The 25,175-nt window shown below is 64.3% G+C and carries 26 protein-coding genes and 1 pseudogene; 16 read left to right on the forward strand and 11 right to left on the reverse strand.

Features of this window, described 5'->3' with window-relative positions; all coding sequences use genetic code 11:
• Window positions 1-242: 242 nt before the first annotated feature.
• A complete protein-coding gene (locus tag H2509_RS03960; RefSeq protein ID WP_182162540.1) occupies window positions 243-989 on the reverse strand; it encodes a GntR family transcriptional regulator in 747 nt (248 codons plus the stop codon).
• Window positions 990-1,136: 147 nt separating this feature from the next.
• Here H2509_RS03960 and H2509_RS03965 point away from each other — a divergent pair, with 147 nt between their 5' ends.
• From H2509_RS03965 to H2509_RS04010, 10 genes are all read left to right on the forward strand, one after another.
• Entirely contained in the window at window positions 1,137-1,424 is a 288-nt protein-coding gene (locus H2509_RS03965) for a UxaA family hydrolase (RefSeq protein WP_182162542.1), read from the forward strand.
• Window positions 1,425-1,436: 12 nt separating this feature from the next.
• Window positions 1,437-2,618, forward strand: a complete 1,182-nt coding sequence (locus H2509_RS03970; protein WP_182162544.1) for a UxaA family hydrolase — start codon at window positions 1,437-1,439, stop codon at window positions 2,616-2,618.
• A gap of 180 nt (window positions 2,619-2,798) precedes the next feature.
• Entirely contained in the window at window positions 2,799-3,761 is a 963-nt protein-coding gene (locus H2509_RS03975; protein WP_182162546.1) for a tripartite tricarboxylate transporter substrate binding protein, read from the forward strand.
• Window positions 3,762-3,862: 101 nt separating this feature from the next.
• A complete protein-coding gene (locus tag H2509_RS03980) occupies window positions 3,863-5,395 on the forward strand; it encodes a tripartite tricarboxylate transporter permease (RefSeq protein WP_182162548.1) in 1,533 nt (510 codons plus the stop codon).
• On the forward strand, window positions 5,392-5,874 hold the full coding sequence (locus H2509_RS03985) for a tripartite tricarboxylate transporter TctB family protein (RefSeq protein WP_182162550.1): 483 nt from the start codon (window positions 5,392-5,394) through the stop codon (window positions 5,872-5,874). Before H2509_RS03980 ends, H2509_RS03985 begins: the two co-directional genes overlap by 4 nt.
• Before the next feature lie 22 nt (window positions 5,875-5,896).
• Window positions 5,897-6,913 carry a YeiH family protein gene (locus H2509_RS03990; RefSeq protein ID WP_182162552.1) on the forward strand — a complete coding sequence of 339 codons (1,017 nt, stop codon included), beginning with the start codon at window positions 5,897-5,899 and terminating at the stop codon, window positions 6,911-6,913.
• 25 nt (window positions 6,914-6,938) lie between these two features.
• Window positions 6,939-7,871: a hydroxyacid dehydrogenase gene (locus tag H2509_RS03995; RefSeq protein WP_182162554.1), complete on the forward strand. Its 933-nt coding sequence runs from the start codon at window positions 6,939-6,941 to the stop codon at window positions 7,869-7,871.
• Window positions 7,868-8,869, forward strand: coding sequence for an Ldh family oxidoreductase (locus tag H2509_RS04000; protein WP_182162556.1), 1,002 nt, complete (start codon window positions 7,868-7,870; stop codon window positions 8,867-8,869). Before H2509_RS03995 ends, H2509_RS04000 begins: the two co-directional genes overlap by 4 nt.
• Window positions 8,870-8,874: 5 nt before the next feature.
• On the forward strand, window positions 8,875-9,885 hold the full coding sequence (locus H2509_RS04005) for an aldose epimerase family protein (RefSeq protein ID WP_182162558.1): 1,011 nt from the start codon (window positions 8,875-8,877) through the stop codon (window positions 9,883-9,885).
• Window positions 9,886-9,975: 90 nt separating this feature from the next.
• Window positions 9,976-10,596, forward strand: coding sequence for a glutathione S-transferase family protein (locus H2509_RS04010; RefSeq protein ID WP_209001789.1), 621 nt, complete (start codon window positions 9,976-9,978; stop codon window positions 10,594-10,596).
• A 29-nt stretch (window positions 10,597-10,625) separates the two neighbouring features.
• On the opposite strand, the gene H2509_RS04015 is transcribed toward H2509_RS04010, so the two are convergent.
• Window positions 10,626-11,063: an outer membrane protein assembly factor BamE gene (locus H2509_RS04015; RefSeq protein ID WP_182162560.1), complete on the reverse strand. Its 438-nt coding sequence runs from the start codon at window positions 11,061-11,063 to the stop codon at window positions 10,626-10,628.
• 304 nt (window positions 11,064-11,367) lie between these two features.
• On the opposite strand from H2509_RS04015, the gene H2509_RS04020 reads away from it, so the two are divergent.
• From H2509_RS04020 to H2509_RS04045, 6 genes are all read left to right on the forward strand, one after another.
• Window positions 11,368-11,907 (forward strand): ubiquinol-cytochrome C chaperone family protein, encoded by a 540-nt coding sequence (locus H2509_RS04020; protein WP_182162562.1) that lies wholly within the window; start codon window positions 11,368-11,370, stop codon window positions 11,905-11,907.
• A gap of 9 nt (window positions 11,908-11,916) precedes the next feature.
• Window positions 11,917-12,501, forward strand: a complete 585-nt coding sequence (locus H2509_RS04025; RefSeq protein ID WP_182162564.1) for a YceD family protein — start codon at window positions 11,917-11,919, stop codon at window positions 12,499-12,501.
• A gap of 216 nt (window positions 12,502-12,717) precedes the next feature.
• A complete protein-coding gene (gene plsX / locus H2509_RS04030; protein WP_182162590.1) occupies window positions 12,718-13,782 on the forward strand; it encodes a phosphate acyltransferase PlsX in 1,065 nt (354 codons plus the stop codon).
• Entirely contained in the window at window positions 13,779-14,756 is a 978-nt protein-coding gene (locus H2509_RS04035; protein WP_182162566.1) for a beta-ketoacyl-ACP synthase III, read from the forward strand. Before plsX ends, H2509_RS04035 begins: the two co-directional genes overlap by 4 nt.
• Before the next feature lie 195 nt (window positions 14,757-14,951).
• Window positions 14,952-15,263 (forward strand): integration host factor subunit alpha, encoded by a 312-nt coding sequence (locus tag H2509_RS04040; protein WP_182162568.1) that lies wholly within the window; start codon window positions 14,952-14,954, stop codon window positions 15,261-15,263.
• Between the two features lie 88 nt (window positions 15,264-15,351).
• A complete protein-coding gene (locus H2509_RS04045) occupies window positions 15,352-15,963 on the forward strand; it encodes a MerR family transcriptional regulator (RefSeq protein WP_182162570.1) in 612 nt (203 codons plus the stop codon).
• A gap of 134 nt (window positions 15,964-16,097) precedes the next feature.
• Here H2509_RS04045 and H2509_RS04050 read toward each other — a convergent pair whose 3' ends face one another.
• The 9 genes and pseudogenes from H2509_RS04050 to H2509_RS04090 form a co-directional block, all read right to left on the reverse strand.
• A complete protein-coding gene (locus H2509_RS04050) occupies window positions 16,098-17,300 on the reverse strand; it encodes a hypothetical protein (protein WP_182162572.1) in 1,203 nt (400 codons plus the stop codon).
• Entirely contained in the window at window positions 17,297-18,277 is a 981-nt protein-coding gene (locus H2509_RS04055; protein ID WP_182162574.1) for a hypothetical protein, read from the reverse strand. Before H2509_RS04055 ends, H2509_RS04050 begins: the two co-directional genes overlap by 4 nt.
• Before the next feature lie 103 nt (window positions 18,278-18,380).
• Entirely contained in the window at window positions 18,381-18,905 is a 525-nt protein-coding gene (locus H2509_RS04060; protein WP_182162576.1) for a DUF4376 domain-containing protein, read from the reverse strand.
• Window positions 18,905-20,020: a hypothetical protein gene (locus H2509_RS04065; RefSeq protein WP_182162578.1), complete on the reverse strand. Its 1,116-nt coding sequence runs from the start codon at window positions 20,018-20,020 to the stop codon at window positions 18,905-18,907. Before H2509_RS04065 ends, H2509_RS04060 begins: the two co-directional genes overlap by 1 nt.
• Window positions 20,013-23,330, reverse strand: a complete 3,318-nt coding sequence (locus tag H2509_RS04070) for a phage tail protein (RefSeq protein ID WP_182162580.1) — start codon at window positions 23,328-23,330, stop codon at window positions 20,013-20,015. Before H2509_RS04070 ends, H2509_RS04065 begins: the two co-directional genes overlap by 8 nt.
• Complete coding sequence (locus H2509_RS04075) at window positions 23,300-23,731, reverse strand: C40 family peptidase (protein ID WP_182162582.1); 432 nt, start codon at window positions 23,729-23,731, stop codon at window positions 23,300-23,302. The genes H2509_RS04070 and H2509_RS04075 overlap by 31 nt, the downstream gene beginning before the upstream one ends.
• 10 nt (window positions 23,732-23,741) lie before the next feature.
• Window positions 23,742-24,260 carry a DUF1833 family protein gene (locus H2509_RS04080; RefSeq protein ID WP_182162584.1) on the reverse strand — a complete coding sequence of 173 codons (519 nt, stop codon included), beginning with the start codon at window positions 24,258-24,260 and terminating at the stop codon, window positions 23,742-23,744.
• Between the two features lie 4 nt (window positions 24,261-24,264).
• Window positions 24,265-24,624 (reverse strand): hypothetical protein, encoded by a 360-nt coding sequence (locus H2509_RS04085; protein WP_182162586.1) that lies wholly within the window; start codon window positions 24,622-24,624, stop codon window positions 24,265-24,267.
• A pseudogene (locus tag H2509_RS04090) lies at window positions 24,621-25,175 on the reverse strand (hypothetical protein); the annotation flags it as partial. The pseudogene H2509_RS04090 and the gene H2509_RS04085, both read right to left, overlap by 4 nt.

A 25,175-nucleotide genomic window follows, 5' to 3' on the forward strand; every position in this document is an offset into this window, starting at 1 on the left:
CATGAACGGTCGGTCCGATCACGGTCCCACGAGCAGCCGGGCGATGGGACAAGGATAAGCGTGCGCCGGAGGGCGGGGATTAGTTTTCGCGAAAGTGCTGGGGAGAGGGGTGAGGCCGCATGGATACGCGGGTCGAGCCCGCGTATGACGAACCGAGGGGCTGCGGCAGAGAAGTAGCCACTGAGGCGGGTGTCTACTGGGTCCCCGTTTTCACGGGGATGACACCAGAGGATGGGGCGGCGCTACCGCAGTTCCGAGAGGTAGTGCGAGCGTTCGGTCAGGCAGCGGGAGATGCGCAGTTCGACCGGGTTGCCCTCCAGGTCGAAGGCAATGCGGGTGACTTTCAGGATCGGCGTTGCGGGTTTGCAGCCGAGATGGGCGGCGTCGGCAGTGTCTGCCGAGGTCGCCTTCAGCTTTTCCGTCGCCTTGCCGATGGTGACGCCCCAGCGTTCCGAATAGAGGCGGTAGACGTTGTTGGGGATCTCTTCCAGCTTCTCGAAGCCGGGAAAGCGTCTGGCCGGCAGCGACAGGCTTTCGGCGATCATCACGTCGCCTTCCAGCGACCGCAGCCGCTCGATGCGCCAGACGGAGGAATTGGGCGCAAGCTTCAGCATGGAGGCTTCGTCCCGCGTCGCCCGCTCGCGCGAGGAACTCAGGATGCGGGAGGTGGGGAATACGCGCTCGCCGCTGTCGGGCACCAGGCGGAAGAACTGGAACAGGATGCGGCTTTCCTCGGGCGCGGCGACATAGGTGCCGTGCCCCTGGCGGCGGACAAGCAGGTTTTCCGCGGTCATGGCGTTGAGCGCCTTGCGGATCGTGCCCTGGCTGACGCCGATCTCGCGGGCGAGCTCCATCTCGGACGGGATCAGCTGGCCCGGCTGCCAGGAGCCGTCGATCAGCCGGCGCACGAGGCTCTCCCTCACCTGCTGATAGAGCGGGCGGAAGCCGAAGGCGCGTTCGGCCGTACCCGCCGATGTGGTGTCCGCCATGCCCTTTTGCCCCGGTTTTGCCCATTGATTCCGCTGGGCCGATTCTAGCCGATGAATGTTGACATCGCCAGATTTTCATATCTTATGTCTTATATAAGACTTCCTCCAGACCAAACCGCAAAAGATACTTCTTCCCGGGAGGTTTCCATGAACTATCCGCACCTGCTCGTGCACGAGCATGCCGATAATGTCGGCGTCGTCGTCGTCGAGGGGCTGAAAGCAGGCACGAAGATGCTGTGCTGCGTGACCGCGGACAACTCGACCTTCGAGCTCGAGGCCGGGGCCGACGTGCCGATCGGCCACAAGATCGCGCTGAAGGACCTGAAGTCCGGCGATACGGCGATCAAATACGGCGAGGATATCGGCCGTTTCGTCGCCGATGTGGCGAAGGGCGGCCATGTCCACGTGCACAACCTGAAGACCAAGCGCTGGTAGGAGCAAGCCACCATGGCGTCCAAATATTCCAACATGACCTTCATGGGCTACCGGCGCGACAACGGCCGCGTCGGCGTGCGCAACCACGTCGTCATCCTGCCGGTCGACGATATCTCCAACGCGGCCTGCGAGGCGGTGGCCAACAATATCAAGGGCACGATGGCGCTGCCGCATGCCTATGGCCGGCTGCAGTTCGGCGAGGATCTGGACCTGCATTTCCGCACGATGATCGGCACGGGCGCCAACCCGAACGTGGCGGCGGTTGTCGTCATCGGCATCGAACCGGGCTGGACGAAGAGGATCGTCGACGGCATCGCGGAGACGGGCAAGCCGGTTGCCGGCTTCTCCATCGAGCAGAACGGCGACCTGAAGACGATCATGGATGCCAGCCGCAAGGCCAAGGAATTCGTCCATTACGCGACCGAGCTGCAGCGCGAGGAATGCTCGATCTCGGAATTGTGGATCTCGACCAAATGCGGCGAGAGCGACACGACGACAGGTCTCGGCTCCTGTCCGACGGTCGGCAACATGTACGACAAGCTGCTGCCGGAAGGCATCTACGGCTGCTTCGGCGAGACCTCGGAAATCACGGGTGCCGAGCACATCTGCAAGGCGCGGGCGATCAATCCGGAAGTCGGCGAGCGCTGGTACAGGATGTGGAAGGCCTATCAGGACGAGGTCATCGAGCAGTTCAAGACCGACGACCTGTCGGAATCCCAGCCGACCAAAGGCAATATCGAGGGCGGCCTGACCACCATCGAGGAAAAGGCGCTGGGCAATCTGGAGAAGATAGGCCGCACGTCGCGCTATATCGACATCCTGGAGCCGGCCGAGGCGCCGAAGTCCGGCAAGGGCCTGTATTTCATGGATTCCTCGTCCGCCGCGGCGGAATGCGTGACGCTGATGGCGGCCGGCGGCTACGTGATCCACACCTTCCCGACCGGGCAGGGCAACGTGATCGGCAATCCGATCGTGCCGGTGGTCAAGATCACGGCCAATCCGCGTACGGTGCGCACGATGGGCGAGCATGTCGACGTGGACGTGTCCGGCATCCTGCGCCGCGACCTTACCATCGACGAGGCGGGCGACGCGCTCATCGACATGATCGTGCGCACCGCCAACGGCCGCAACACGGCGGCGGAAGCGCTCGGCCATCGCGAGTTCGTGATGACGAAGCTTTATCGCAGCGCGTGAAGACGCAATTGCCGCTCCCATAACCAATGGGGCGCTTCACCGGGAGGAGAGACGAGCGGCGCATCGTTCCAGAAAAACCGGCGGCGGCGGGCGCTGAGGGTCCGCCTGCCCAGGACTTCGAAACGGACGGCATCCGCTGCCCACGGGCTGTGGCCGGTCGTCATTCAAGGGAGGAACAGCATGCTGAAGAAAATGGCGCGGATCGCGGCACTTGCCGCTGTCACGGCACTTGCGGGGGCGGGCTTGCAGGATGCGGCGCAGGCGTTCCCCGACAAACCGGTCAACTACATCATTCCCTTCAATGCAGGCGGGGAAAGCGATATTTCCGCCAGGCTGCAGCAGCCGTATTTCAAGACGGTCACCGGACAGGACCTCATCGTCCAGTATCAACCAGGCGCTGGCGGCGCGCAGGCCTGGTCGGTGCTCAACGACCAGCCCGGCGACGGCACCACGATCATGGGCACCAACCTGCCGCATATCGTGCTGCAGCCGCTATTGCAGAACCCGGGTTACGCGACCGACGACCTGACCAATGTCTACATGTTCCACTTCACGCCCGATGCACTGATCGTGCGTGCCGACAGCAAGTTCAAGTCGGTGCAGGACGTGATCGACGCGGCGAAGGAGCAGCCCGGCGCGCTGACGGCGGGCGGCAGCGCCACCAATTCGGCCAATCACATCGCCAACCAGCGCTTCGCCAACCTGACCGGGGCGCAGCTCACCTACATCCCCTATACGGGAACGGGAGCGACGATCCCCGCGCTGCTGGGTGGCGAGGTGGAGATGCTGTGGGCCTATACGACCGTGGCCGCGGGTCAAGGCGACAAGGTGCGCATGCTGGCCGTGGCCCAGGACGAGCGGCACCCGCTGTTTCCCGACGTACCGACATTCAAGGAACTCGGCATCGACATGGTGGGCGGCGCCTATCGCGGCATCGCCGTGCCGAAATCGACGCCGGAGGAGGTGCGCAAGGAGCTTTCCGCGATCATCGGCAAGATCAACGCCGACCCGGCGTTCATCAACCAAATGGAGCAGGCGGGCTTTGCCATGCTGAACGTGCCCTATGAGGGGATGGATGCCTTCATGGCCGAGCGGAAGGCCTATTACGAGGGCATTGCCAAGGAACTCGGCTCGGCGAAGTGACGATCCCTGTCCCCGGCCGCGTGACACCGCGTTTCGCGGCCGGGGATATCGAATGCGCCTTGCTTCCCCCGCGCCCCTGAAATCAGGCCACGGAGTACCCCATGGCTGTCGATATCGGCTTCATCCTTTCGCAGGCGCTGAGCCCGTTCAATCTTCTCCTCGCGGTGGCGGGCGTGGTGCTGGGCACGGTGATCGGAGCGCTGCCCGGCCTGTCGGCGACGATGGCGATCGCCGTGCTGGTGCCCTTCACCTTCGCCATGGAGCCGGCCTCCGGCCTCATCATGCTGGGCGCCATCTATACGGGCGCGATCTATGGCGGCGCCTATGCGGCGATCCTCGTCAACACGCCCGGCACACCGTCGGCAATCGCCACCACCTTCGACGGCTATCCAATGGCGAAGCGCGGCGACGGCGATCTGGCGATCACGCTGGCCACGTTGGCGAGCGTCTTCGGCGGCCTGGTCGGCGCGGTGCTCCTGATTGCCTTCGCGCCGCTGCTCGCGGATATCGCGCTTGCCTTCCAGTCGAGCGAATATTTCTGGCTGGCGATCCTGGGGCTGACGCTGATCGCAAGCCTTTCTTCCGGCAATGTGCTGAAAGGGCTGATCGGCGGTGCCTTCGGCCTGACGCTGTCGATGATCGGCGTGGCGGTGATCGGCGGCGACCTTCGGTTCACCTTCGGTGTGCCGGCGCTGCTCGGTGGCATCGACATCGTCGCCGCGCTGATCGGGCTTTACTGCATTCCGGTGCTGATCGACATGGTGGCGCGACCCGACCGGCATCTCGAACCGTCGCCCCTGCAGCGCGGTTTCCGCATCTTCGAGGCGCTGGGCATTTGCGCGGCAAATCTGTTCAACCTGGTGCGCTCGTCGTTGATCGGCACGCTGGTCGGTATCCTGCCGGGGGCGGGGGGATCGATCGCCTCGCTCGTCTCCTATTCGGAAGCGCGGCGGGCGAGCCGGCATCCGGAGCGTTTCGGCACCGGCGAGGCGGGGGGCGTGCTCGCCACCGAAAGCGCCAATAACGCAACTGTCGGCGGCGGCTTCATCCCGACGCTCGTGCTCGGCATCCCCGGCACACCGCCCGACGCGGTGATCCTCGGCGCGCTGCTGGTGCAGGGTATTCGCACCGGGCCGGAACTGTTCTCGCAGCAAAGCGGCATCGTCTACGTCTTCATGGCGGGGCTGGTGATCGCCACGCTCCTGATGCTGCCGCTCGGCCTCGTCATCGGCCGCTACGCCTATCGCTTCATCGCCAATACGCCGAAGGCCATGCTGGTGCCGGCGGTGGCCTTCATGACGGTGGTCGGCAGTTTCGCCATCCATTCCAATCCGCATGATGTGGCGGTGATGGTGGCGATCGGCATTTTCGGCTGGCTGATCGGGCTGGCCGGCTACGGGCCGTCGCCGATCGTGCTCGGCCTCGTGCTCGGGCAGATCGCCGAACAGGGCTTCATGCGGGCCTATATGATCGGCGGAGCGCGGGGAAATTTCAGCGGCCAGCTTCTGCTGGACCGGCCAATCAGCCTTGGCATCTTCGCGCTGATCCTCATCACGCTCTGCGTGCCGCTGGTGAAGCGGCTGAGGGCAGGAAGGGCGGCGGCCGGGGGCAAGGGCGGGGAGGCGAGGCCATGAACGGCGAACAGGGCAACAGGGACGTCGCCGGCTTCGCCGGGTCGTTGTTTTTCCTCTGCACCGGGCTGTTCGTGTTTTTCGAGAGCCTGACGCTGTCGCCGCTTGCGGCAGCCTTTCCGCGCACCATAGGAGCGACGCTGGCCGGTCTGGCGCTATTGCAGGCGGCAGCCTCCCTGACGGGCCGCAGCGGCGGCACGATGGAAACGGGCGCTGCGGCAGGCCGGCACGCCGATGGTCTTGGCCGCAAGCTGACGATGATCGCGACGATGGTCGGCTGGGCGCTGCTTTTCCCGCTCGTCGGCATGTTCGTCACGAGCCTCGCCGCCTGCCTGATCCTGATGGCGACCGGGCTGTTCGAGCGGGTGAGCCGCGGACGGCTTGCCGCCTATCTGGCGGGCGTTACTGCAATGGTCGCGGCCTTCTACCTGCTGATGTCCCACGTGCTCAACATCCCGCTGCCGCGCGGTGCGTTGTTCTGATTTCAAGGCGAGGAAGACCCCGATGACGACGGCAACCGCCCCGGCCGACGGGCTGATTTCGAGGGCGCGGCTGATCCTGCCCGGAGCCGGTACGGCGCTGCTGGTTGCGGCCGCGGCGAGCTTCGTCGCCGATACCTATGGCGGGCCGGTGATGCTGCTGGCGCTGCTGATCGGCATCGCGCTCAATTTCCTGTCGGAGGGCGACAAGGTGGGGGCGGGTATCCGCTTCACCTCCAAGACGATACTGAAACTCGGGGTCGCGCTGCTCGGTCTGAGAATCGCGGCAAGTGACGTGCTGGCGCTGGGCACGGGCACCGTGGTGGAGCTGATCGCGGCGATGGCGATCACCATCTTCGCCGGCCTGCTGCTGAGCCGGGCACAGAAGCGCACGCCGGCCTTCGGCATGCTGGTGGGCGGGGCGACGGCGATCTGCGGGGCTTCCGCAGCGCTAGCGATTTCCTCCGCGCTGCCAGACAACGGTTCGAAGGATCGCGAGACGGTGTTCACGGTGGTTGCCGTCACCACGCTCTCGACCATCGCCATGGTGGTCTATCCGGTGATCGCCAATCTCTTCGGCTTCGACGACAGGGCGACGGGCATCCTGCTGGGCGCCACCATCCACGACGTCGCGCAGGTGGTCGGCGCGGGCTATGCGGTCAGCGAGGAGGCGGGCGACACGGCGACCATCGTCAAGCTGTTCCGCGTCGCGATGCTGCTGCCGGTCGTCTTTCTGGTGTCGCTTGCCTTTCGCGGCGAGGCGGCGGGCGCGGTAAAGGGCAAGCTGCCGATCCCGCTTTTCGCTATCGGCTTCATCGCTATGGTGGCGGTGAACTCGCTGGGGCTGATGCCCGACATGCTGCGCGCACCGCTGGTGGACCTGTCGCGCTGGTGCCTGATCGCGGCCGTGGCGGCCATCGGGCTGACGACATCCATTCCCGACATGCTGAAGATCGGACGCTCGGCGGTGCTGACGGCGGTTGCAACGACGCTGGTGCTGCTGGGGGCGATCCTGACCTTTCTAAGCCTGACGATTTCCTGAAAACAAAAGACAAGGACGAGGTCACGTGGCCGATATCATCATCACGGAATTCATGGACGAGGCTGCGGTCGAACGCTTGTCTGCCCGCCATGCGACGGTCTACGACCCGGCGCTGGTCGATCAGCCCGACCGGCTGGCGGAGCTGGTGGAGCAGGCGCGGGTGCTGATCGTCCGCAACCGCACGCAGGTGCGCGGCGCGTTGCTTGAGGCGGGCAAGAAACTCGAATGCGTCGGCCGGCTGGGCGTGGGGCTCGACAATATCGATCTCGCCGCTTGCAAGGCGCGTGGCATCGAGGTGTTTCCGGCAACGGGTGCCAACGATCTCTCGGTCGCCGAATACGTGATGACCATGGCGCTGATGCTGTTGCGCGGCGCCTACGGGGCCAGTGCTGCGGTGGCCGGCGGGCAATGGCCGCGCCAGAAGCTGATCGGCCGCGAGGTTTCGGGCCGGGTGATGGGTCTGGTCGGTTATGGCGCGATCGCACGCGAGGTGGCGCGGCGGGCGGCGGCCTTCGGAATGCAAGTGGTGGCCTTCGATCCCTATCTGCCGGCCGACGATCCGCGCTGGGCGGGCGCCGAGCTCGTCACGCTTACCGAACTGCTCCAGCGCGCCGACGTGGTGAGCCTGCACGTGCCGTTGACCGAAACGACGCGGCATATGATCGGGACGGCGGAAATCGCGTCGATGAAGGAAGGGGCGATCCTGGTCAATGCCGCGCGCGGCGGCGTGGTGGACGAAGCCGCCCTTGCCGAAGCACTGAGGGCGGGCCGGCTCGGTGGCGCGGCGCTCGACGTGTTCGAGACTGAGCCTCTCGATGCCGAAAGCGGGGCCAGGTTCGCCGGTCTGGACAATCTGGTCCTGACCCCGCATATCGCTGGCGTGACGGAAGAATCCAATATCCGTGTCTCCGACCTCATCGCCGACACGGTGCTCAAGTTTCTGGACGGCAAATCATGACGGTACACAGCCTGGGCCTCGACGAGGCGAAATCCCTCGTGATCGAGGCGCTGGTGGCGAGCGATACGGCGCGGACGAATGCCGAAGCGGTGGCGCGGGCGCTGATCGCCGCCGAACTTGCCGGGCAGGCCGGTCACGGGCTGAGGCGCGTACCGGCCTATGCCGCGCAGGCGCGCGCCGGCAAGGTGAAAGGCCACGCCGTGCCAAAACTGGAATGGACGCGCCCTGGTGCTGCGCGCATCGACGCAGGCTTCGGCTTCGCCTATCCCGCGCTGGAGATGGCGGTGGAGGCGCTCGGCGAAACTGCGGGCAAACAGGGTATCGCCATGGCGGGCATCTATCGCTCGCATCATGCCGGTGTCGCCGGCGTGACCGTGGAGGCGCTCGCCCGGCGCGGCCTCATGGCGCTGATGTTCGCCAACGCTCCGGCGGCGATGGCGCCCTGGGGCGGCAGACGTCCACTTTTCGGCACCGATCCGATCGCCTTTGCGGCACCCGTGCCGGGCGATCACCCGGTGGTGGTGGACGTGTCGCTGTCGAAGGTGGCGCGCGGCAAGCTGATGGCGGCGCGCCAGAAGGGCGAAAAGATCCCGGAAGGCTGGGCGCTCGACCCCGACGGCAATCCGACGACCGACCCGGATGCCGGCATGGCGGGCACGATGATCCCGCTGGGCGACGCCAAGGGAACGGCGCTGGCGCTGATGGTTGAGCTGCTTTGCGCCGGTCTGACGGGCGCGAATTTCGCCTATGAGCAATCCTCCTTCTTCGACGACAAGGGCGATCCTCCCGGCAACGGCCAGGCGCTGATCGTTATCGATCCGGAGGCCTTCGCGCCGGGGGCGGTCGCGCGCTTCGGCGAGATGGCGGCGGCGATTGCCGGCGAGGCGGGCGCCCGCGTGCCGGGCCATCGCCGGCAGGAGGTTGCCGGACGGGTTGCGCGCGAGGGCATCGAGGTCGACGATGCGCTTCTCAGCGAAATCCGGGCGATTGCAGGGTGACCACCATGACACGCGAGCCATTCGGCACGACGGATACTGGAGAAGCAATCGAGCGGGCGACGATCGCCGGCGGCGGGCTGACGGCAAAGATCATCAACTGGGGCGCGGCGATCCAGGACCTGCGGATCGACGGCCACGACGCGCCGCTGGTGCTCGGCTTCGACCGTTTCGAGGATTATCCCGCGCACTCGCCCTATTTCGGCGCGATTGCCGGGCGTTATGCCAACCGCATTCGCGGCGGGCGCTTCGAGATCGACGGCAAGGCCTTTCAGGTCGACACCAACTTCCTCGGCAAGCACATGCTGCATGGCGGCGGCAAGGGGATCGGCAAGCGGGCGTGGACATTCCGCGAGATCGGCGCGGACTATGTGACGCTGACGCTGCGCGATCCCGACGGGGCGATGGGTTTTGCCGGCAATCTCGACATCGTCTGCACCTACCGGCTGGAGGCGGGCGGCGTGCTGGCGGTGGACCTGGAGGCAAGCTGCGACCAGCCAACGCTCTGCAACCTCGCCCACCATTCCTACTTCAATCTCGACGACGGCGGGGAGACCGACTGCCTTGGCCACGGCGTGATGATCGAGGCCGACGCCTATCTGCCGGTGGATGACGAACTGATCCCGACCGGCACGGTGGCGACGGTGGCGGGTACGGAGTTCGACTTCCGGCAGATGCGGGCGATCCGGCTCGTGAAGGATGGGGAACCGGTCGCCTACGACCACAATTTCTGCCTGGCGGCGGCGCAGCGGCCGCTGGCGCGCGCGGCGAGGGTGGCGGCAAGCCGCTCCGGCCTCGCCATGGAAGTGTGGACGACGGAGCCGGGGCTGCAATTCTACAGCGGTGCGAAAGTGGCCCGCCAGGTGCCGGGTCTGGACGGGCGGCACTACGAGGCCTTTGCGGGCTTCGCCATGGAGCCGCAGGTGTGGCCCGACGCGCCGCATCACCGCCATTTCCCGCAAGCGGTGCTCAGGCCAGGCGAGCGCTATCGCCAGCGCACGGAATATCGCTTTAGCTGAGGATCACGCGGCAGCGAAGGAATAGGGCTTCCGGGTGATCGGGAGCCCTTTTTGTTCCGCGCGGCCAAAAAAGGCAGAGGTAAATCCATCTTGAAGCTGCTTGGCCGGTCTTCCTCGATCAACGTCCGCAAGGTCTTGTGGACCTGCGCCGAACTGGCGCTTGCTCCGGTGCACGAGGGTGGGGGAGAAACGTCGCCTGTCGGGGCTGCCCTGGATATTCGCGCGCTCAACGTCAAAGGGCTGGTTCCGGTACTGATCGACGGCGATCTCGTGTTGAGCGAGTCCAATACGATTTGCCGATACCTTGCGGCGCGCGAAAAGCGGTTCGACCTTCTGCCTGAAGCGCCCGCCGCCCGCGCCCTGGTGGAAAGCTGGATGGACTGGCAGGCGAGCGATCTGAACCCTGCCTGGCGTGGCGTTTTCATGGGGCGCGTGCGACGGCATCCGGACTTCGCCGATTCCGCATTGCAGGAAGCAAGCATACGCGACTGGACGGCCCAAATGCGTATTCTGGACGCCCAATTGACCTCCACCGGCGCCTACGTTGCCGGCGAGAGCTTCACGCTGGCCGATATCGTCCTTGCGCTCTCGACCAACCGATGGGAGCAGACGCCGATGGAGCGTCCGGGCCTGCCCGCCATTGCGGCGTGGATGGACCGCCTGTCTTCCCGTCCGGGCTTCGCCGAATACTGTCGCAACGGGATCGCATAAGCGGGCCGCGAGTTAAGCGGATACCGACCCTACAGACCGAGCGTCGGGTTGGTCGCGCCGCGCAGGACCTGCGTGATGAAACCGTAGTCGGCGCCGCCGGTGCGAGTCTTGCGGGTCAGGATGTCGACGACCTTGCCGTCTTCCAGGCTGTAGAAGCCGACGTCGCGCACGAAGCCTTCCTGGTCGAAATAGACGGCGACCACGCGCTGCTCGACGATGCTGGGATCGAGAAAGGCGGTCTTCTCGGTAACCTGCGAGATGTAATAATAGGCGTCGCCTTCGAGGCGGGACGTCGTGGAGGGGGAGCCGAGGATCAGCTCGACCTGCTCCTTGCTGTTGCCGACCTGGACTTCCTGGACGGAGTCGGGCGAGATCACATGGCCGTGGGTGAGGGTCTGGGTAAAGCAGCCGCCGAGAGGAAGGCTCAAGCAGCCCGCAACGATTGCCCCGTGAAGCCATGTCTTCATATGCATGTCACCCTGTCGCTCGCGATTGGCGCCTAGTGGTCCGATTCCGACATTTGCCTCCCTTGGCGGCTACCGCCTGAGCAATTGTCGGAATCGAAAGGACTACTAGCAAATTTATGTTTCTAGTGGAGCATTTGAATTCGATATTTGAGTGAGAGCCTCGCTGCAACCGGGACTCAAATGCCAAACTCCCCCACTAGCAAGTGCCGGCAGCGCCATATCCCGCCGCAATGCGGCAGCTTCTTGGCAAATCACCTAACCTGCGATAGGCCACTTGGCAACTGTGGTCCGACAGAGGCACCAGATGGTATTCGGTTTGTTTCGCAAGCGGGAGAACCCGGCGGTTCGGGAAATCTACGCCGCGATCGTCGCTCAGGCCCGCCAGCCGCATTTTTACGCCCGCCTGCGCGTGCCCGATACGGTGGACGGTCGCTACGAATTGATCATGCTGCACGCGATCCTGCTGTTCTATCGCCTGAGGCGGGAAAGCGAGGAGGCGTCCGGCTTCGGTCAAGCGGTCTTCGACCTGTTCTTCCAGGACATGGACCGGTCGCTGCGCGAAATGGGCATCAGCGATACCCGTGTGCCGAAGAAGATCACCAGGATGGCTGAGATGTTCTACGGCCGCGCGTCCGTCTATGCCGACGCGCTGGATGGCGGCGATCACGATGCGCTGGTGATGGCGGTCGACCGTAACTTCTTCCCCGAGGCGAGCGATCCGGTCGCGGCCTCGGCAATTGCCGCCTATATGAGAAAAAGTGTGGGCGTGCTGGCGGAAACGCCGGTGTCGACGTTCATTGGCGGGAAGATCCGCTGGGCCGATCCGGCCGCATTCGATGTGTGAGTGGATTTGATGACTGAGCAAGGCTTCGCGGTGACGCGAAAGGTCGACGTTTCCCGCCTCGGCGACAAGACGGCATTGCGGGAACTGACGCTGTCCGACAGCGAGCGGCAGGCGGTGGCCGAGGATTTCCAATTGCTGGGCCTGCCGGATCTTTCCGCAAGCTTCGAGCTGAAGCCCTGGCGCCGCGACGGCGTGATCGCGAAGGGCAGGCTCAGGGCACGGGCGGTGCAGGCCTGCGTGGTAACGCTCGATCCCGTCGAACAAGGCATCGACGAAGAGTTCGAGATCTTTTTCCTGCCTGAGGCGGCGGCGAACCGCTTCGCCGGCGAAGGCGCGGGCGGCGAGATAGATGTGGAATTCGAGGGCGAGGACCCGCCCGAGGCGATCATCGACGGCGAGATCGACCTGGCCGCAATCGCACTGGAGCAACTGGCGCTGGCACTCGATCCCTATCCGCGAGCGAAGGGCGCAGCAGCTGCTGCAACAAGGCTTTCGCCGGATGAACCGGAGGAACAGGATGAACGCCGGCCATCGCCTTTCGCCGTGCTGGCGAAGCTGAAGGACAAGGGCGACGAAAGCGGTGGCGGTGCGTAAAAGATCAGAAAGCTGTTGTCAGCGCAGTTGAAACGGGTATTTTCCGCTCGCTCCCGAGTGCCATGCGCTCGCCGGGAGGCGGCGGGAGCGCATGGTGCTTCCACAAAGTGAATTCCAGGCACCCGCGCCCGGACGGCCCAGGACGAGGCCGAGAGTTCCGGGGAGGGCTGTCCTCGGGTGAAAGTCAGCAAGGGCCGAGGCGGCAAGACGCGACACATGGCGGAAACGATCAAGATTTCGCTCGATGCTATGGGCGGCGACAGGGGAGCGGAGGTCGTCATTCCCGGAGCGGCCCTGGCGCTGAACCGCCGGCCGGACACCCATTTCCTGATCTACGGCAACGAAGCGACGGTCCTGCCGCTGCTCGACCGCTATCCGGCGCTGAAGGCGGCCTCGACCGTCCATCATTGCGACATTGCGGTGGCCATGGACGCCAAACCGAGCCAGGCGTTGCGGCAGGGGCGCTGGCGCTCCAGCATGTGGCGGTCGCTCGAGGCGGTGAAATCGGGCGAGGCGGATGTGGCTGTCTCCGCCGGCAACACCGGCGCGCTGATGGCGATGTCCAAGTTCTGCCTGCGCACCATGGCGAATATCGAGCGCCCGGCGATCGCCGCGATCTGGCCGACCCTGCGCGGGGAATCGATCGTGCTCGACGTGGGCGCGACGATCGGCGCCGACGCGCAGCAGCTCATCGATTTCTCGATCCTCGGCGGCGCCATGGCGCGTGCTCTGTTCGGCATCGAGCGCCCGACCGTCGGCCTGCTGAACATCGGCGTGGAAGAGGTAAAGGGCCTGGAAGAAGTGCGCACCGCCGGCAAGCTGCTGCGCGAGGCGGGCCTGCCTTCGCTCGACTATGCGGGCTTCGTGGAAGGTGACGACCTGGGCAAGGGCACTGTCGACGTGGTCGTGACGGAAGGCTTCGCCGGCAATATCGCCCTGAAGACGGCGGAAGGCACGGCCAAGCAGATCGGCTCCTATCTCAGGTCTTCCATGAACCGCACGTGGCTCGCGCGCCTCGGCTATCTGCTCGCCAAGAGCGCCTTCGACCGGTTGCGCGAAAAGATGGACCCGCGCAAAGCCAACGGCGGCGTGTTCCTCGGCCTCAACGGTATCGTCATCAAGAGCCATGGCGGTACGGATGCGGAAGGATTTGCCGCAGCCGTGGAACTTGCCTATGGCATGACGCGCAACAATTTGCTGAATAAGATTGCACAGGATCTGGTGCATTATCACCGTGGCCGCTTCGCCAGCGTCCATGGTGGAACGGAAGGTGTGAAGTGAGCGTGACGCGATCGGTCATCCTGGGGACGGGCAGCTACCTCCCGGCCAAGCGGCTTACCAACGACGAACTGGCCGAAATGGTGGATACGTCGGACGAGTGGATCGTCCAGCGTACCGGTATCCAGGCCCGACATATCGCCGCAAGGGGCGAAATGACCTCCGACATGGCGGTCGCGGCCGCATGGCGTGCGCTGGAGGCGGCAGGCGTGGCGCCGGAGACGATCGACCTGATCGTGCTGGCAACCTCGACGCCTGACAATACCTTTCCCGCAACGGCGGTGACGGTGCAGGCCAAGCTTGGCATCACGACCGGGTTCGCCTTCGACCTGCAGGCCGTCTGCTCGGGCTTCGTCTACGCGCTGACGACCGCCGACGCCTATCTGCGCGGCGGGCTGGCCAAGCGCGCGCTGGTCATCGGCGCCGAGACTTTCTCGCGCATTGTCGACTGGTCGGACCGCACCACCTGCGTGCTGTTCGGCGACGGCGCCGGCGCGGTGGTGCTGGAAGCGCGCGAAGGGACGGGCGACGCCTCCGACCGCGGTATCCTGAGCTGCCACCTGCGTTCCGACGGCCGGCACAAGGACAAGCTCTACGTGGATGGAGGGCCGTCCTCCACGCAGACCGTCGGCCACCTGAAGATGGAAGGCCGCGAGGTTTACAAGCACGCCGTCTCCATGATCACCGACGTGATCGAGGACGCCTTCAGCGCGACGGGCATCACGGCACAGACGCTCGACTGGTTCGTGCCGCACCAGGCCAACCGCCGCATCATCGAGGCAAGCGCGAAGAAACTCGGCATCGATGCCGACAAGGTGGTGATGACGGTCGGCGAGCACGGCAATACCTCGGCGGCGTCGATTCCGCTGGCGCTCGACAGCGCGGTGCGCGACGGCCGCATCAAGGCCGACGACACGGTGATGCTGGAAGCCATGGGCGGCGGCTTTACCTGGGGCTCGGTGCTGCTGCGCTGGTGAGAAGAAACCGTCCGATTTTTCGAACGGTCTCCACGATTGCCGCAGAATGCAACACCCTTCAGCTAATTTGCCCGATTTCGGATTACAGGCCCTTGTGGCTGTTGACCCCATCCCCCTGAACACATACGGTATTTGCCAATACTAATAACATTCTCGCTTTAAGCCGGATCTCTAGATCCAGGCCAAGGAGGGGCCATGGGCGGTAAGACGGTCACTCGTGCCGATTTATGCGAAGCGGTCTACCAGAAAGTCGGGCTGTCTCGTTCGGAATCGGCAGAGCTGGTGGAACGGGTTCTGTCCGAAATCGCAGATTGCCTGGTGACCGGCGAAGCAGTGAAGCTTTCGTCCTTCGGTTCCTTTGTCGTCCGGTCCAAGGGGGAGCGGATCGGACGCAATCCAAAGACGGGTGAGGAAGTGCCGATCTCGCCGCGGCGGGTGATGGTCTTCAAGCCCTCCAACGTCCTCAAGCAGCGGATCAACGACTCCCTGTCGCCGGAAGACGCCTGAGGATAGCCTCCCATCCGGGGTGGCATAGTTGCGGGAGTTCCGGTACCGATTTTTCCCGTAGCCGCTCCGAAGCAGCAAAGATGGTGCCGTGAATTCCGACAAGAGCCCGGACGCCTTCCGCACGATCAGCGAAGTAGCCAGCAGCCTGGACCTGCCTCAGCATGTGCTGCGGTTCTGGGAAACGCGGTTTTCACACATCAGGCCGCTGAAACGCGGCGGCGGGCGGCGCTACTATCGCCCGGAAGATGTGGAACTGCTGCGCGGCATCCGTCACCTGCTCTACAATGAAGGCTATACAATCAAGGGCGTGCAGCGGATCCTGAAGGAACAGGGACCGCGCTTCGTCATGCAGATCTGGCGCGAAGACGCCGTTACCCTCTCCGCCGAGGAATTTTCCAGAAGCCGCCACGAAGCCGACGACGATGATGACACCTACGAGGTGTCGGAGAGCCGTCATTCGCAGGCGGAACAGGGTGATGACGCCGCAAACCTGGTGAAAGGCGCGGGCGAGGCGCCGCGCGGGGTGATCGTGGGCGACGATCCAGCCCGGCAGGTCCGCAGTGGAACGAAACTCATGGGGCGCATTCTTGGCGACAAGGCGGCCGGCGGCGGCAAGCTGACGAAGGACGAAGTTCGCAAGCTGCAGGCGACACTGTTCGAGCTGCTGGAATGCAAGCGCATTCTGGATCAGGCGCGGTAGAGCGGCTGTCCTTCAGGTGGCGACACCTGAAGGACAAGGGGTCGCTTCAAGGTCAACGTTATGAGCATATTCTCGTCGCTCTGATCGGCTCGGTCTGAGTGGAATATGCACTTGGGCTGCGGCCTCAAGGTTTTTCAATCCCGAAGAATGCGAGTGAGCAGCGACTGCCGTTCCTGCGCTTGCGTCATACTATCCGCAAGCAGGAAGCCGGTGACGCGGGACAGGCCCTCGGCAGCGGGCAGGTGCGCGCCATCAATCAAACGGGTCGGCACGAACCAGCCATCGTCGATCGGTCCGACGATACTCCGCGCGACCTCGCCGAAAGGATGCGGACTGCCGTCGTTGAAGGACAGGCTGACGCTCGCCCCGACACGCCGGGCGGCGTCGTCATGCAACAGGACCTGCGGCGTCGACGAATTGAAGCGGAAGTTCGGATCGAAGACATAGAGGCTGCCGTCCGCTGCCGCACCGATATCGAAGCCGGCGAGGCCGAGGAAACCGAGGCGCCTGGCCCGCTCCGCTATCGACAGCGCAAGCGCGACACCAGCCTCGGGCAAGGGATTGGCCGCATCGACTAGGCTGCCGAATTGGCGCGCGGGCGCGGAGAAAAGCTGCTCGGCCGCGCCGGCGTAATGGATGTCCGATTCAGTGACTGCGACGGTCGCGCACCAGCAATGCTCGACGTTCACCGCGTCCTCGACGACGACAAGGCCGGCCTTGTCGCCAAGGCCCGTAAACCATTGCACCGCTTCGGTATAGGTGGCTTCGTCGTGACAGTGGCGCACGGCATAACCCCATCCGGTCGCGATGCCGCCGCCGGCCTTGATGAAGACGGGTCGGGCAAAGGGACGGGCGACGAGGTCTTCGGCCGGCCCGATATCCCTTGGCGGGAGGAAGCGGGCATCGACGAGGTCCGACAGCCTTTCCTTGGCGTTGAGCCGGCGCCAGAGGGCAGGCGGAACGAGATGGTTTTCGTCGGGAAAGCGGCCGTCGCGCAGCGGATAGGGCCAGAATAGGCGGCAACCTTTCGCTACAAGGTCGTCGGCGTGACGCTCGGCCTGCTCGCTACTCTCGTAGAGCCGCATATCCTCGGCGACTTCCAGCCCGGCGCGAGAGATGAGCGTGAGGATCTGGTCCGTCGCACCGCTGACATGCCGAACTGCAGCGCGCATGCCGAGAAGCCCCATGAGGAGCGATGTGACCGCATCCAGATTGAAGGGCGTGTAGCCGAGCATTCGAGTCTGCTCAAGGTCCGTGCGCGCCATGTAGGCGGCATCGGCCGGGTAGAGCAGGTCCGGCGAAAGGCCGGGGCGGAGCGGCGGGAGGGCCATTGTCACAGGAAATCCCGGATGCCGCTCGCCAGCGCCTTCATGCGCGGCGTATCGCCCCTGCCCGCAAAGGAAGGGGTCTTGTTGGCATCTAGCAGGATAGGCTCTCCGCCATGCATCACGTAGTCGAACTTGCCGAAATCAAAGCCGAGTTTACGGCGCATTTCTTGCAGCTTGCCCGGAACCTCGTCGCAATATTCGTAGCGAACCATGGACCCGGTCTTGACCAGCGGATCGGTCGCGAAAAGGCGATAGGCATAGCCCTTGCTGCCGAGGAACAGCCAGCCGCGCAGGGAATACAGCCCATCGGACATCTCCGGCATGAAACGCTCGACGACGAGGTCGGCGTCCTCCCAAACCCAGTCCGGCACGTCCGCGATGCCGTCCAGGATCGGATAGGTATTGGCCGGCAGGCGGCGCGCGACGCGCCATGACAGACGAGCGGCGAGCCTGCGCAATTTCTCGAGGACGCCCGTCTGCGAGAGGCGGCGCTCCGGCGCGCCGAAATGATTGAAGTTGCTCTTGATAATGACCATTCCGGGCCAGTCGGCATTTTTTGTGAGCAGAAGCGTCGAGATCCGGCGCTTGGAGATATCGTGAACCTGCCCGTTGATGATGTTGCCGCTCGCGGGTGGCTTCGGAAGGTTTGTCGTGTCGTTGAAGGTCAGGTTGTGATGCAGCAGGCAGGCGTCGGCATCCTGCGCATAGGAGCTTCCGAACTCGACGCGAAAGCCTTCCGATTTCCAGATCGAGGCGAGAGCGGTAACGACGAAATTCTGCGCGAATGGAAAAGGATAGAACGCAACGCTAATCGTCTTCATGAAATTTGTACTTGCAACAGGGTCCTGACGCCAAACGGGCCGAAGAGCACTCTCAAAAGGCGGAATATGCTCTAGCACCCGGGCAGTCGATCGGGTTTGCGTTACGTCAAAATCATGATTTGCGCAACGATATGAATGCGAGAGCGGCGGGAAAGGTCTTGCCAAGCTTGTAGCGCGCAAAATCAAATGGCAGCGCGCGCAACATCAAATGACAACAGTTTTCCGAAGCATTTAAGGCCCTTCGAAGAGGCTTTGTCGGATGCCGCTTTTAGCGCGCTGGGCCGGCCTCCTTCGCAAACGCTTTTTCGACGTCCTGCAATGACCGGATAGCGCCGCCTTCGATTGCCGCAATGACAGACTGCTCGATGGCGAATGCCCTCCGAACGTGCTCTCTGACCGCTGTCGAGACGGCAACCATTTCGTCATTCGACAAGGTGCGGAAAACGCCGTCCGCGAACTTGAAACCATCTCCATCCACGCGAATGCCAGACAGGATTGCCAGGCGCTCGGCCATGATCTTTGCCTGGCTGTCCCGATCCGTAGATACGAGAAGCCCGTCCCAGTTCACGCCGCCGACCTCCAGGCGCCATCTCAGATCGGCCGCTGTTCTCAAGAGTTCATCGCGGGTTACTGCCGCAACCGATGGCGCGTAAAAGGCGTCTGTGATGGGATCGTAGATGTCTCCAGGCCCTGCATCGCCGGCAGGAACGACGATATGGCCTGGGATCTGGTGTCCTTTAGGAGCAATGATGACATTTATCACCACTCCGTCCTTGATGACCGCGTGTCTCATCAGCCGATAACCCTCACTCTAACCTCACCGCGAGCGCCGACCGCCTGCGCTCCACCACCTCCGCCTGGCGGATTGCCGGCCTGAAGGCCATTTCCACCCGAGCCTCCATAGACGCTCGTCCCCCCCGTGCCTTCACTACCGCCGCCATTGTGATGGCCGCCGCCGCCAGCTCCGCCAAACAAAGAAGCGCCTCCCGTGCCGCCGCCCATGGCGCCGCCCACGTTTGCCCCACCTCCGCCACCCCATATACCCACAGCAGCCGAGGCGCCCGCCCCGCCGCCAATAATCCCGCCAGCACCAGGAGTTGGGCCGCTTGTGCCGGATGTCGGCGTGCCTGAAGTACCCGCCGAAATTTGACCGCCGCCACCGCCGCCGCTCCCGCCGCCGACGCCTGAGGAATTTGTGTTTGTGGCACCGCCGCCGCCGCCATATGCAAAGACATGCGAGCCGAAGGAGGTAGTGCCTCCGACACCGCCCGGATTGCCGGGGGCACCTCCTGCGCCTACGGTCACGGCCTCATTGTCCGCGAGATCTGCGAGCTTGATGACCGCCCGATTATAGCCGCCGCCCCCGCCGCCGCCTTGCCGGTGATTTCCCGTCGCGCCGCCGCCGCCGGCGCCCCAGCATTCAACAATCGCTATTGCCTCTGAGCCGAGGCCAGTCGGCTTAACCCATGTCCCGGAGGCAGTGAACTCCTGATAGCTGATGGTTGCACCACCGCCGCCGCCGCCACTGGCTGCCACCGAAAGAATGCGGAAGTCCCCGCCGAAAAACACCACGAAATAAACGGTGTCGGCATCGAAGTCGCCGGGGCCAAGAGGATCGCCCGTCGCCTTTACCAGGTCGTAATAGGGATTGTCGGCGGTAGCCCTAAGGCGGCAGGCATCGGTGTTGCTGACGTTTGGTTGGACATAGAAGCCCATGCCCGCGACCACGTCGCCATCCAGTTCCGGATCGACCGTGATCGTGTAGTCGTTGCCGGCATTGACGATGGCTGTCGGTTTCAGGGCGACCGCGTTGAACAACAGGCCGAACTTTTCCGCCACTTCGTCCAGATAAGCCGGCCCGCCGACGGGCGGCGTAGATGCGGACGTGGGTACCTTCCTGTCAGCCATTCACGGCCTCCCATATCTGCGGAGCCTCGTCGACCAGCGTTAGCCTGGCGGTGAGGCCTTTCCCGTTTTCGATCTCGGACACGATGAGACGCTTGAACTCCTGGCCAACCACGCCGACGACAACGAGGCACCCCTCGGTAATGGCTGCGACCGAACCCGGGTCGAAAGGCCCGCCTGGCACGGCGTCATTCGGCACCGGCTCCGCAAAGGTCAGCGTGTCCGTTTCACCAGGCGCATTTGCCAAGGCATGGACGGTCGAGGTGCCGTCAGCGCGTCGGATCGCGATGCCGGTCTTGTTGCCGAGCTCAAGCAAGTCCGGCACCTCGAGAAGGTCGGCCGTGCCCAGCATGTCGGCCTCGTCCTTCACCTCTACGACTGCATCGAGAACCACGCCCAGGACGTTCTCTTCCGGGCCGTCGAGAATGACCGACTTGATGCGCGCACCGCCATGATGCCGGCGAAGAATGTCGTGATTGACAGTGACCAAGGAGCCGCGCCGGCAGACAATCGCTTCAACCGGCGCGGTAAAGCTATAAAAGGTCGAGCGGTGCTGGGCCTGGGCCAGGTCGAACGATGCGCGGCGGATGATATCCGCCTCGTCCGTCAGTCCGTCGTAAGTCACCTGCTCGGTGCGGGCGTCAGTACCGGCAGCACCTGCGCGAAACACGGTGATCTGACGCTCGGCGTCATCGTCCTCCGCCTCGCGGTAGTTGATACGAAGGCCGGCAGGCAGGCGTGAAAACGCCTTGCTCCAGCGAAACTCCCTTATATTGCGCGGTGAGAACACCTGAATTGGCGCCTCTGCGCTGCGGTCATAGTCGCGGATGACGCCCCACAGTTCCGACTGATATTTTCTTGCATAGCCACAGCTGGAGATGATCCGGAGCAGATCGTCCAGGCCGTCGCCTTCCGCGACCATGTTGCAGCTGTAGCCGTTTTCCAGGCACTTCTGCCGCCATTCGAACAGGCCGGCCATATCGACAAGCTCTTCCGGAATTGGGTCGGCGTTCAGCGAGCCGGTCATGGCGTCCAGAAAATGCGGCGCAGGATTGCTCGTGACAGTCTGGATATGCCAGCCCGCTGCGGAAGCGTCATGAAGCTCACCGCCAGCCCAAACGCTCAGGTCGCTCGCGTCGGAGGGATCGTCCCAATTCACGGCGCTTGCGGCTGGCGAACCCGCGATCTGATCAGGGGCTGCACCGGAAGGGCGAAGGTAGCCTCCGGCATCGCCACCGGCCCACGTTCCTCCTTCAAGGCTTCCGCCGAGCGTGGTACCGGCCTCGCCAACAAGAACGTCATCGATCCAGAGCCGGACGCGGCCTGGGCTGACCCTTATATCCCACCCAAGCGTGTGCACCTCGCCGTCGAACGGCAGAAGCTTGATGGGAACTTTCAGCACCACAGTGTCATCCGTGGTCGACTGCACCGCCGTGTCGCCATCTCCGGCGCGGGCCACCAGCCTCGCATTGTCGTCGATGTAGATGGCCGATCCCGTGCCCGAACCGCCATCCTCCCATACGACGGACCAGGCGCTTGGCTGTTTCGGAAGCCTTAGGCTGCATTCAAAAGCGATGTCGGCCGACTTGTCGAATGTGCCGTGTGTGATCACGGAAACCGGAGCCACGGTGCCCGGCACCGCCGCCGGCACCTGATAGCCGCCATAGTCCCGCACATAACCTGACGCCCTGACAGACAACTGGCCCACGGCCCGGTTCCTGGCGCGCACGCCGATCAAGGCCACATCGCGCCTGGCGATCGGGTATTGCTCGCGGACCGACACCAGCCGGCGCAGGGTGACACGGTCTATCAGGCCGTCGCGCGTCAGCGGCAGGCTGCCGCCGTCGTTGACGCCGAAGAAGTCGTAAATGTTCCCGTCGTAGATGTAAGTGTCCGAGGTGAAGAGCGTGTCCCGAAAGGTTGCTCCGCGAATGACCTCGATCTCATATACTCCGGCAGGCCATTCGTCGGCCGAAAGGTAGACCTCTACCAGGTCCGAGGTGACCGTGACGTTGCGCACATTCGTCGTCGCGGCCGTATCCGATCGATAGATGTCGTCGCCGGCGCCGGCCGAGAAATAGGGGTCGGCGTCGAAGTCCTCGCCCACTGGAGAAACATCCTGACCAGGCACCAGCTTGCGCGCCTCGATAAAGCCTCGATCGGTCGGCGGCGGAGGCAAGGTGCCATCAAATGCGGAGCCGAAACGGAACTTGATCTGGGCGCGCCGCGGTGCCTGGGTCGCGTCCATGTAATGAAGCTCCGGCAGGTACCGCCAGGCGGCCGCGCCGCGCCGCCGTATCCTGATGCGAAAGGGAATGCGCAGCTTGTCGCTGACATCGTCCTGCCGCAGCAACGCCGACACAACAAGGTGCAACCACGCCTGGTCGGGCGCGTCCGCTGTTGCCATCCCGTGCCAGACGGGCGTCGTGCCGCTGTAGACTGACTGGTCGATAGGATCCACGCCGTGTACGGACATTTCCTGGCTGAGATCGGCCGTCTTGCCATATCTGGTGACAAGGCCGAGACGGCTTTCGCCGGCAAGCCCCTCGCGGAGCTCGATCTGCAGGTCGCCGTCTTCTTTCTCCGGATCCCACGTCGTCTCGCCCAGGCGAATATCGGACAGCTTGTGCGGACCGGCCAGCACGTGAACGGCCTCGACATATTCGTCCTGGCCGATCAGCTCGACGATCGGCTGCATGGCAAAGGGCGGGAACAGCCGGCGCGAGCCGATGACGCGGGGCACGGCCGCATTTGGCTGCAGCACATTACCGCTCACCGAGGCCGGCTGCAGCTCTCCGCTGCCGCTCTCGCTGGACGCTTGTTCCTGGCGGCTGCCACCGCGCGTCGGAGGCGAGCTCAGTGCCGTGATGGCAAGGGAGCCGGCAATGCCCACTGCGGTCGCCAGCAGTTTCGCACCAAGAGAGCCGGCCGCGATGCCGATGGCCGGGATCCCGAGAGTGGAAATGCCGGCAGTAATTAAGGTCAGCGCAATCGCCGCCACTATCGCGAAAATGCGCTTGCCGCCTCCGCCGCCGCCACCACCGCCCTGGAGCGGCATATGAAACGTGACGTGAACCGGCACACCGTTGACGCGACCCGCTTTGGGCCGAACATAAGCCCACATGTGCCGCGGCACCGGCTCGCCGTCGACCGCCACCACGCCGCGGGCATGAAAGTCGGCAGGCAGGCATCCGGCGCGCGATACGATCTCGCTGACGGAGAGCCCTTGCGGCCATAGATCGAGCCTTGGCGAGCCGAGCTGAAAGGGCTCGCGCCAGATCGTCACGACATGGCTTTGTGGCGCCGGAAGCATGCGATCCTCTCGCGTATGGTGAAATGTGAGAGCGGTACCGCGACGGTCGCGGTCGCATATTCGACGTGCAGTACCTGGCCTGGCCGGATCAGCACCCCTACGTGGCAGGCGTTTATCCCGCCCGAACGCCGCATTACAGCGACGTCGAAGGGCCTTAGATTGTCGCTGCCCACCGGGCGCCACTCTTCGCTTCGCGCACCGGCCGAGATCGCTCGCGCCACGCTGATTAGCTGCCGCGCCGAGATCTCGCCATAGCTGGGCAGATCAATGCCCAGCTCTTGTGCGTAGACCAGCCTGACAAGGCCCCAGCAGTCCAGCCCGGCAAGATCGCGGCCGCCATCCCTGAAAGGGATACCGACATAGCGGTCGCTCCAGTGCATTTTGGCGGTGGCGATCCCCATGCCCGAGACCTCACAGATAAAGCCCCGGGAAGCCGAGCTGAGTGGCGCGCATCGCCGGCCAGGCCTCCTGGGTGTAGTCGTAGGACCGGATCGTGCCGGAGAGTTGCAGCACGTCGCCGTCAACGTCGGTAAGTGCGAGGTGCCTTGCGGCGTAAATACGCTGCACGGGAGTGGCAAGCGGCACCCTCGGGTTTTGCGTCAGGTCGAACTGGCTGGCCGCGATCACTTCGAAGTCAAGCCGTGCCCTGGTTGGAACGGACAGGATCGCATCCCCGATCCTTTCGTCGACGTTCTGGAGCGTGAGCCGCGTGGTGGGCGGGGCGTCCGTGTCGCTCAGGAGCTGGATGTCGAACATGAAGCCCTGGAAGGTATTGCCGTCGAGTACATAATCGACCGGATCCGACACCACGCGCACGTCCTCGGGGAGATTTGCGTGACGGATGGTCAGAAAGACCAGCAGCGTTTCTGCGCTCTCCTGCCGATCGAGCTCGCGGCGCGCTGACGGGTCGATATCTCGTTCGATCGTCATCGCCTCAATCCATCACGAGCGCGGTGAAGCTGACCGTCCATCCGCCCGGGGCAAAGGACGCGATCTGGTAGGGCGTCTCGCCTGTCAGCTTCACGGTCACGGGCACCTTGCGGCGCGGGTGCTCGATGGTGAAGGGCAGGACGCCGCGCGCCAGGTCGACCCGGTAGAATGCTTCGAAGGTCTCGACCTGCGCCTCCGTCATCACAAAGGCGAAGCTTGCGGTCGACAGCGTCACGGTGCTGCGGCTGCGGCCGATCGGCGGCCCGACTTCGGGTTCGAACAGCGCCGCCGCGCGCTGCGGCGCCTCCTGGTAGGAATGGGCGTCGCTTTCCTGAGGCAGCGACGCCGGCCATGCCGCAGTCATCGTCTGACCCTCCTTGGGCTGATGCCGTATCTCGCCGCGTTCGCCGCATCGAAGCCTCCCGACGCGAAGCTCTCGCGCACCCGCTCGATGACCACGTCGACGATCTCTCGCCCGTCGCCATCGGTCCTGCGCCGCTCGCGCGCTTCAGTACCGTCGGCATTGTTGATGACGTTGACCGTGACGCCGGCGCCCTGTGCGCCGCGAAGAGACGAATTCGGAAGCACCATGGCGCCGCGCGACGTGCCGATGACAGGCTCCGGCCCGCGCTCGCCGACAATGCCGAACGTGCCGGACGGGATCAGGCCGCCGGTTGCGAAGAAGCCGGAGAAAAGCTCGCCGAAGAAGTCGCCGATGCCGGACAGGAAACCGCCGCCGGAAGAGCCGCTTGAGGTTTCGCTCTTGAACATGAGCACTGCATCGAGCACGTCGTTCAGGAGCTTGTCGGTGATACGATCGAGCGCGCGCAGCGCGGTATCGGCGAGAACCTCGAAGGCGTTCTCGCCATTGCGCAATCCGCTGACGATATCCGAGACCGCCCCTCGCACGATCGC

It is taken from the genome of Stappia albiluteola (assembly GCF_014050225.1).
Classification (GTDB): Bacteria; Pseudomonadota; Alphaproteobacteria; order Rhizobiales; family Stappiaceae; genus Hongsoonwoonella; species Hongsoonwoonella albiluteola.

What these genes read in the sequence shown, in the direction of transcription:
- H2509_RS03960 (WP_182162540.1), bottom strand. Translation starts at nt 989, where the DNA reads ATGGCGGACACCACATCGGCGGGTACGGCCGAACGCGCCTTCGGCTTC.
- H2509_RS03965 (WP_182162542.1), top strand. Translation starts at nt 1,137, where the DNA reads ATGAACTATCCGCACCTGCTCGTGCACGAGCATGCCGATAATGTCGGC.
- H2509_RS03970 (WP_182162544.1), top strand. Translation starts at nt 1,437, where the DNA reads ATGGCGTCCAAATATTCCAACATGACCTTCATGGGCTACCGGCGCGAC.
- H2509_RS03975 (WP_182162546.1), top strand. Translation starts at nt 2,799, where the DNA reads ATGCTGAAGAAAATGGCGCGGATCGCGGCACTTGCCGCTGTCACGGCA.
- H2509_RS03980 (WP_182162548.1), top strand. Translation starts at nt 3,863, where the DNA reads ATGGCTGTCGATATCGGCTTCATCCTTTCGCAGGCGCTGAGCCCGTTC.
- H2509_RS03985 (WP_182162550.1), top strand. Translation starts at nt 5,392, where the DNA reads ATGAACGGCGAACAGGGCAACAGGGACGTCGCCGGCTTCGCCGGGTCG.
- H2509_RS03990 (WP_182162552.1), top strand. Translation starts at nt 5,897, where the DNA reads ATGACGACGGCAACCGCCCCGGCCGACGGGCTGATTTCGAGGGCGCGG.
- H2509_RS04000 (WP_182162556.1), top strand. Translation starts at nt 7,868, where the DNA reads ATGACGGTACACAGCCTGGGCCTCGACGAGGCGAAATCCCTCGTGATC.
- H2509_RS04005 (WP_182162558.1), top strand. Translation starts at nt 8,875, where the DNA reads ATGACACGCGAGCCATTCGGCACGACGGATACTGGAGAAGCAATCGAG.
- H2509_RS04015 (WP_182162560.1), bottom strand. Translation starts at nt 11,063, where the DNA reads ATGAAGACATGGCTTCACGGGGCAATCGTTGCGGGCTGCTTGAGCCTT.
- H2509_RS04020 (WP_182162562.1), top strand. Translation starts at nt 11,368, where the DNA reads ATGGTATTCGGTTTGTTTCGCAAGCGGGAGAACCCGGCGGTTCGGGAA.
- H2509_RS04025 (WP_182162564.1), top strand. Translation starts at nt 11,917, where the DNA reads ATGACTGAGCAAGGCTTCGCGGTGACGCGAAAGGTCGACGTTTCCCGC.
- plsX (WP_182162590.1), top strand. Translation starts at nt 12,718, where the DNA reads ATGGCGGAAACGATCAAGATTTCGCTCGATGCTATGGGCGGCGACAGG.
- H2509_RS04040 (WP_182162568.1), top strand. Translation starts at nt 14,952, where the DNA reads ATGGGCGGTAAGACGGTCACTCGTGCCGATTTATGCGAAGCGGTCTAC.
- H2509_RS04060 (WP_182162576.1), bottom strand. Translation starts at nt 18,905, where the DNA reads ATGAGACACGCGGTCATCAAGGACGGAGTGGTGATAAATGTCATCATT.
- H2509_RS04065 (WP_182162578.1), bottom strand. Translation starts at nt 20,020, where the DNA reads ATGGCTGACAGGAAGGTACCCACGTCCGCATCTACGCCGCCCGTCGGC.
- H2509_RS04070 (WP_182162580.1), bottom strand. Translation starts at nt 23,330, where the DNA reads ATGCTTCCGGCGCCACAAAGCCATGTCGTGACGATCTGGCGCGAGCCC.
- H2509_RS04075 (WP_182162582.1), bottom strand. Translation starts at nt 23,731, where the DNA reads ATGGGGATCGCCACCGCCAAAATGCACTGGAGCGACCGCTATGTCGGT.
- H2509_RS04080 (WP_182162584.1), bottom strand. Translation starts at nt 24,260, where the DNA reads ATGACGATCGAACGAGATATCGACCCGTCAGCGCGCCGCGAGCTCGAT.
- H2509_RS04085 (WP_182162586.1), bottom strand. Translation starts at nt 24,624, where the DNA reads ATGACTGCGGCATGGCCGGCGTCGCTGCCTCAGGAAAGCGACGCCCAT.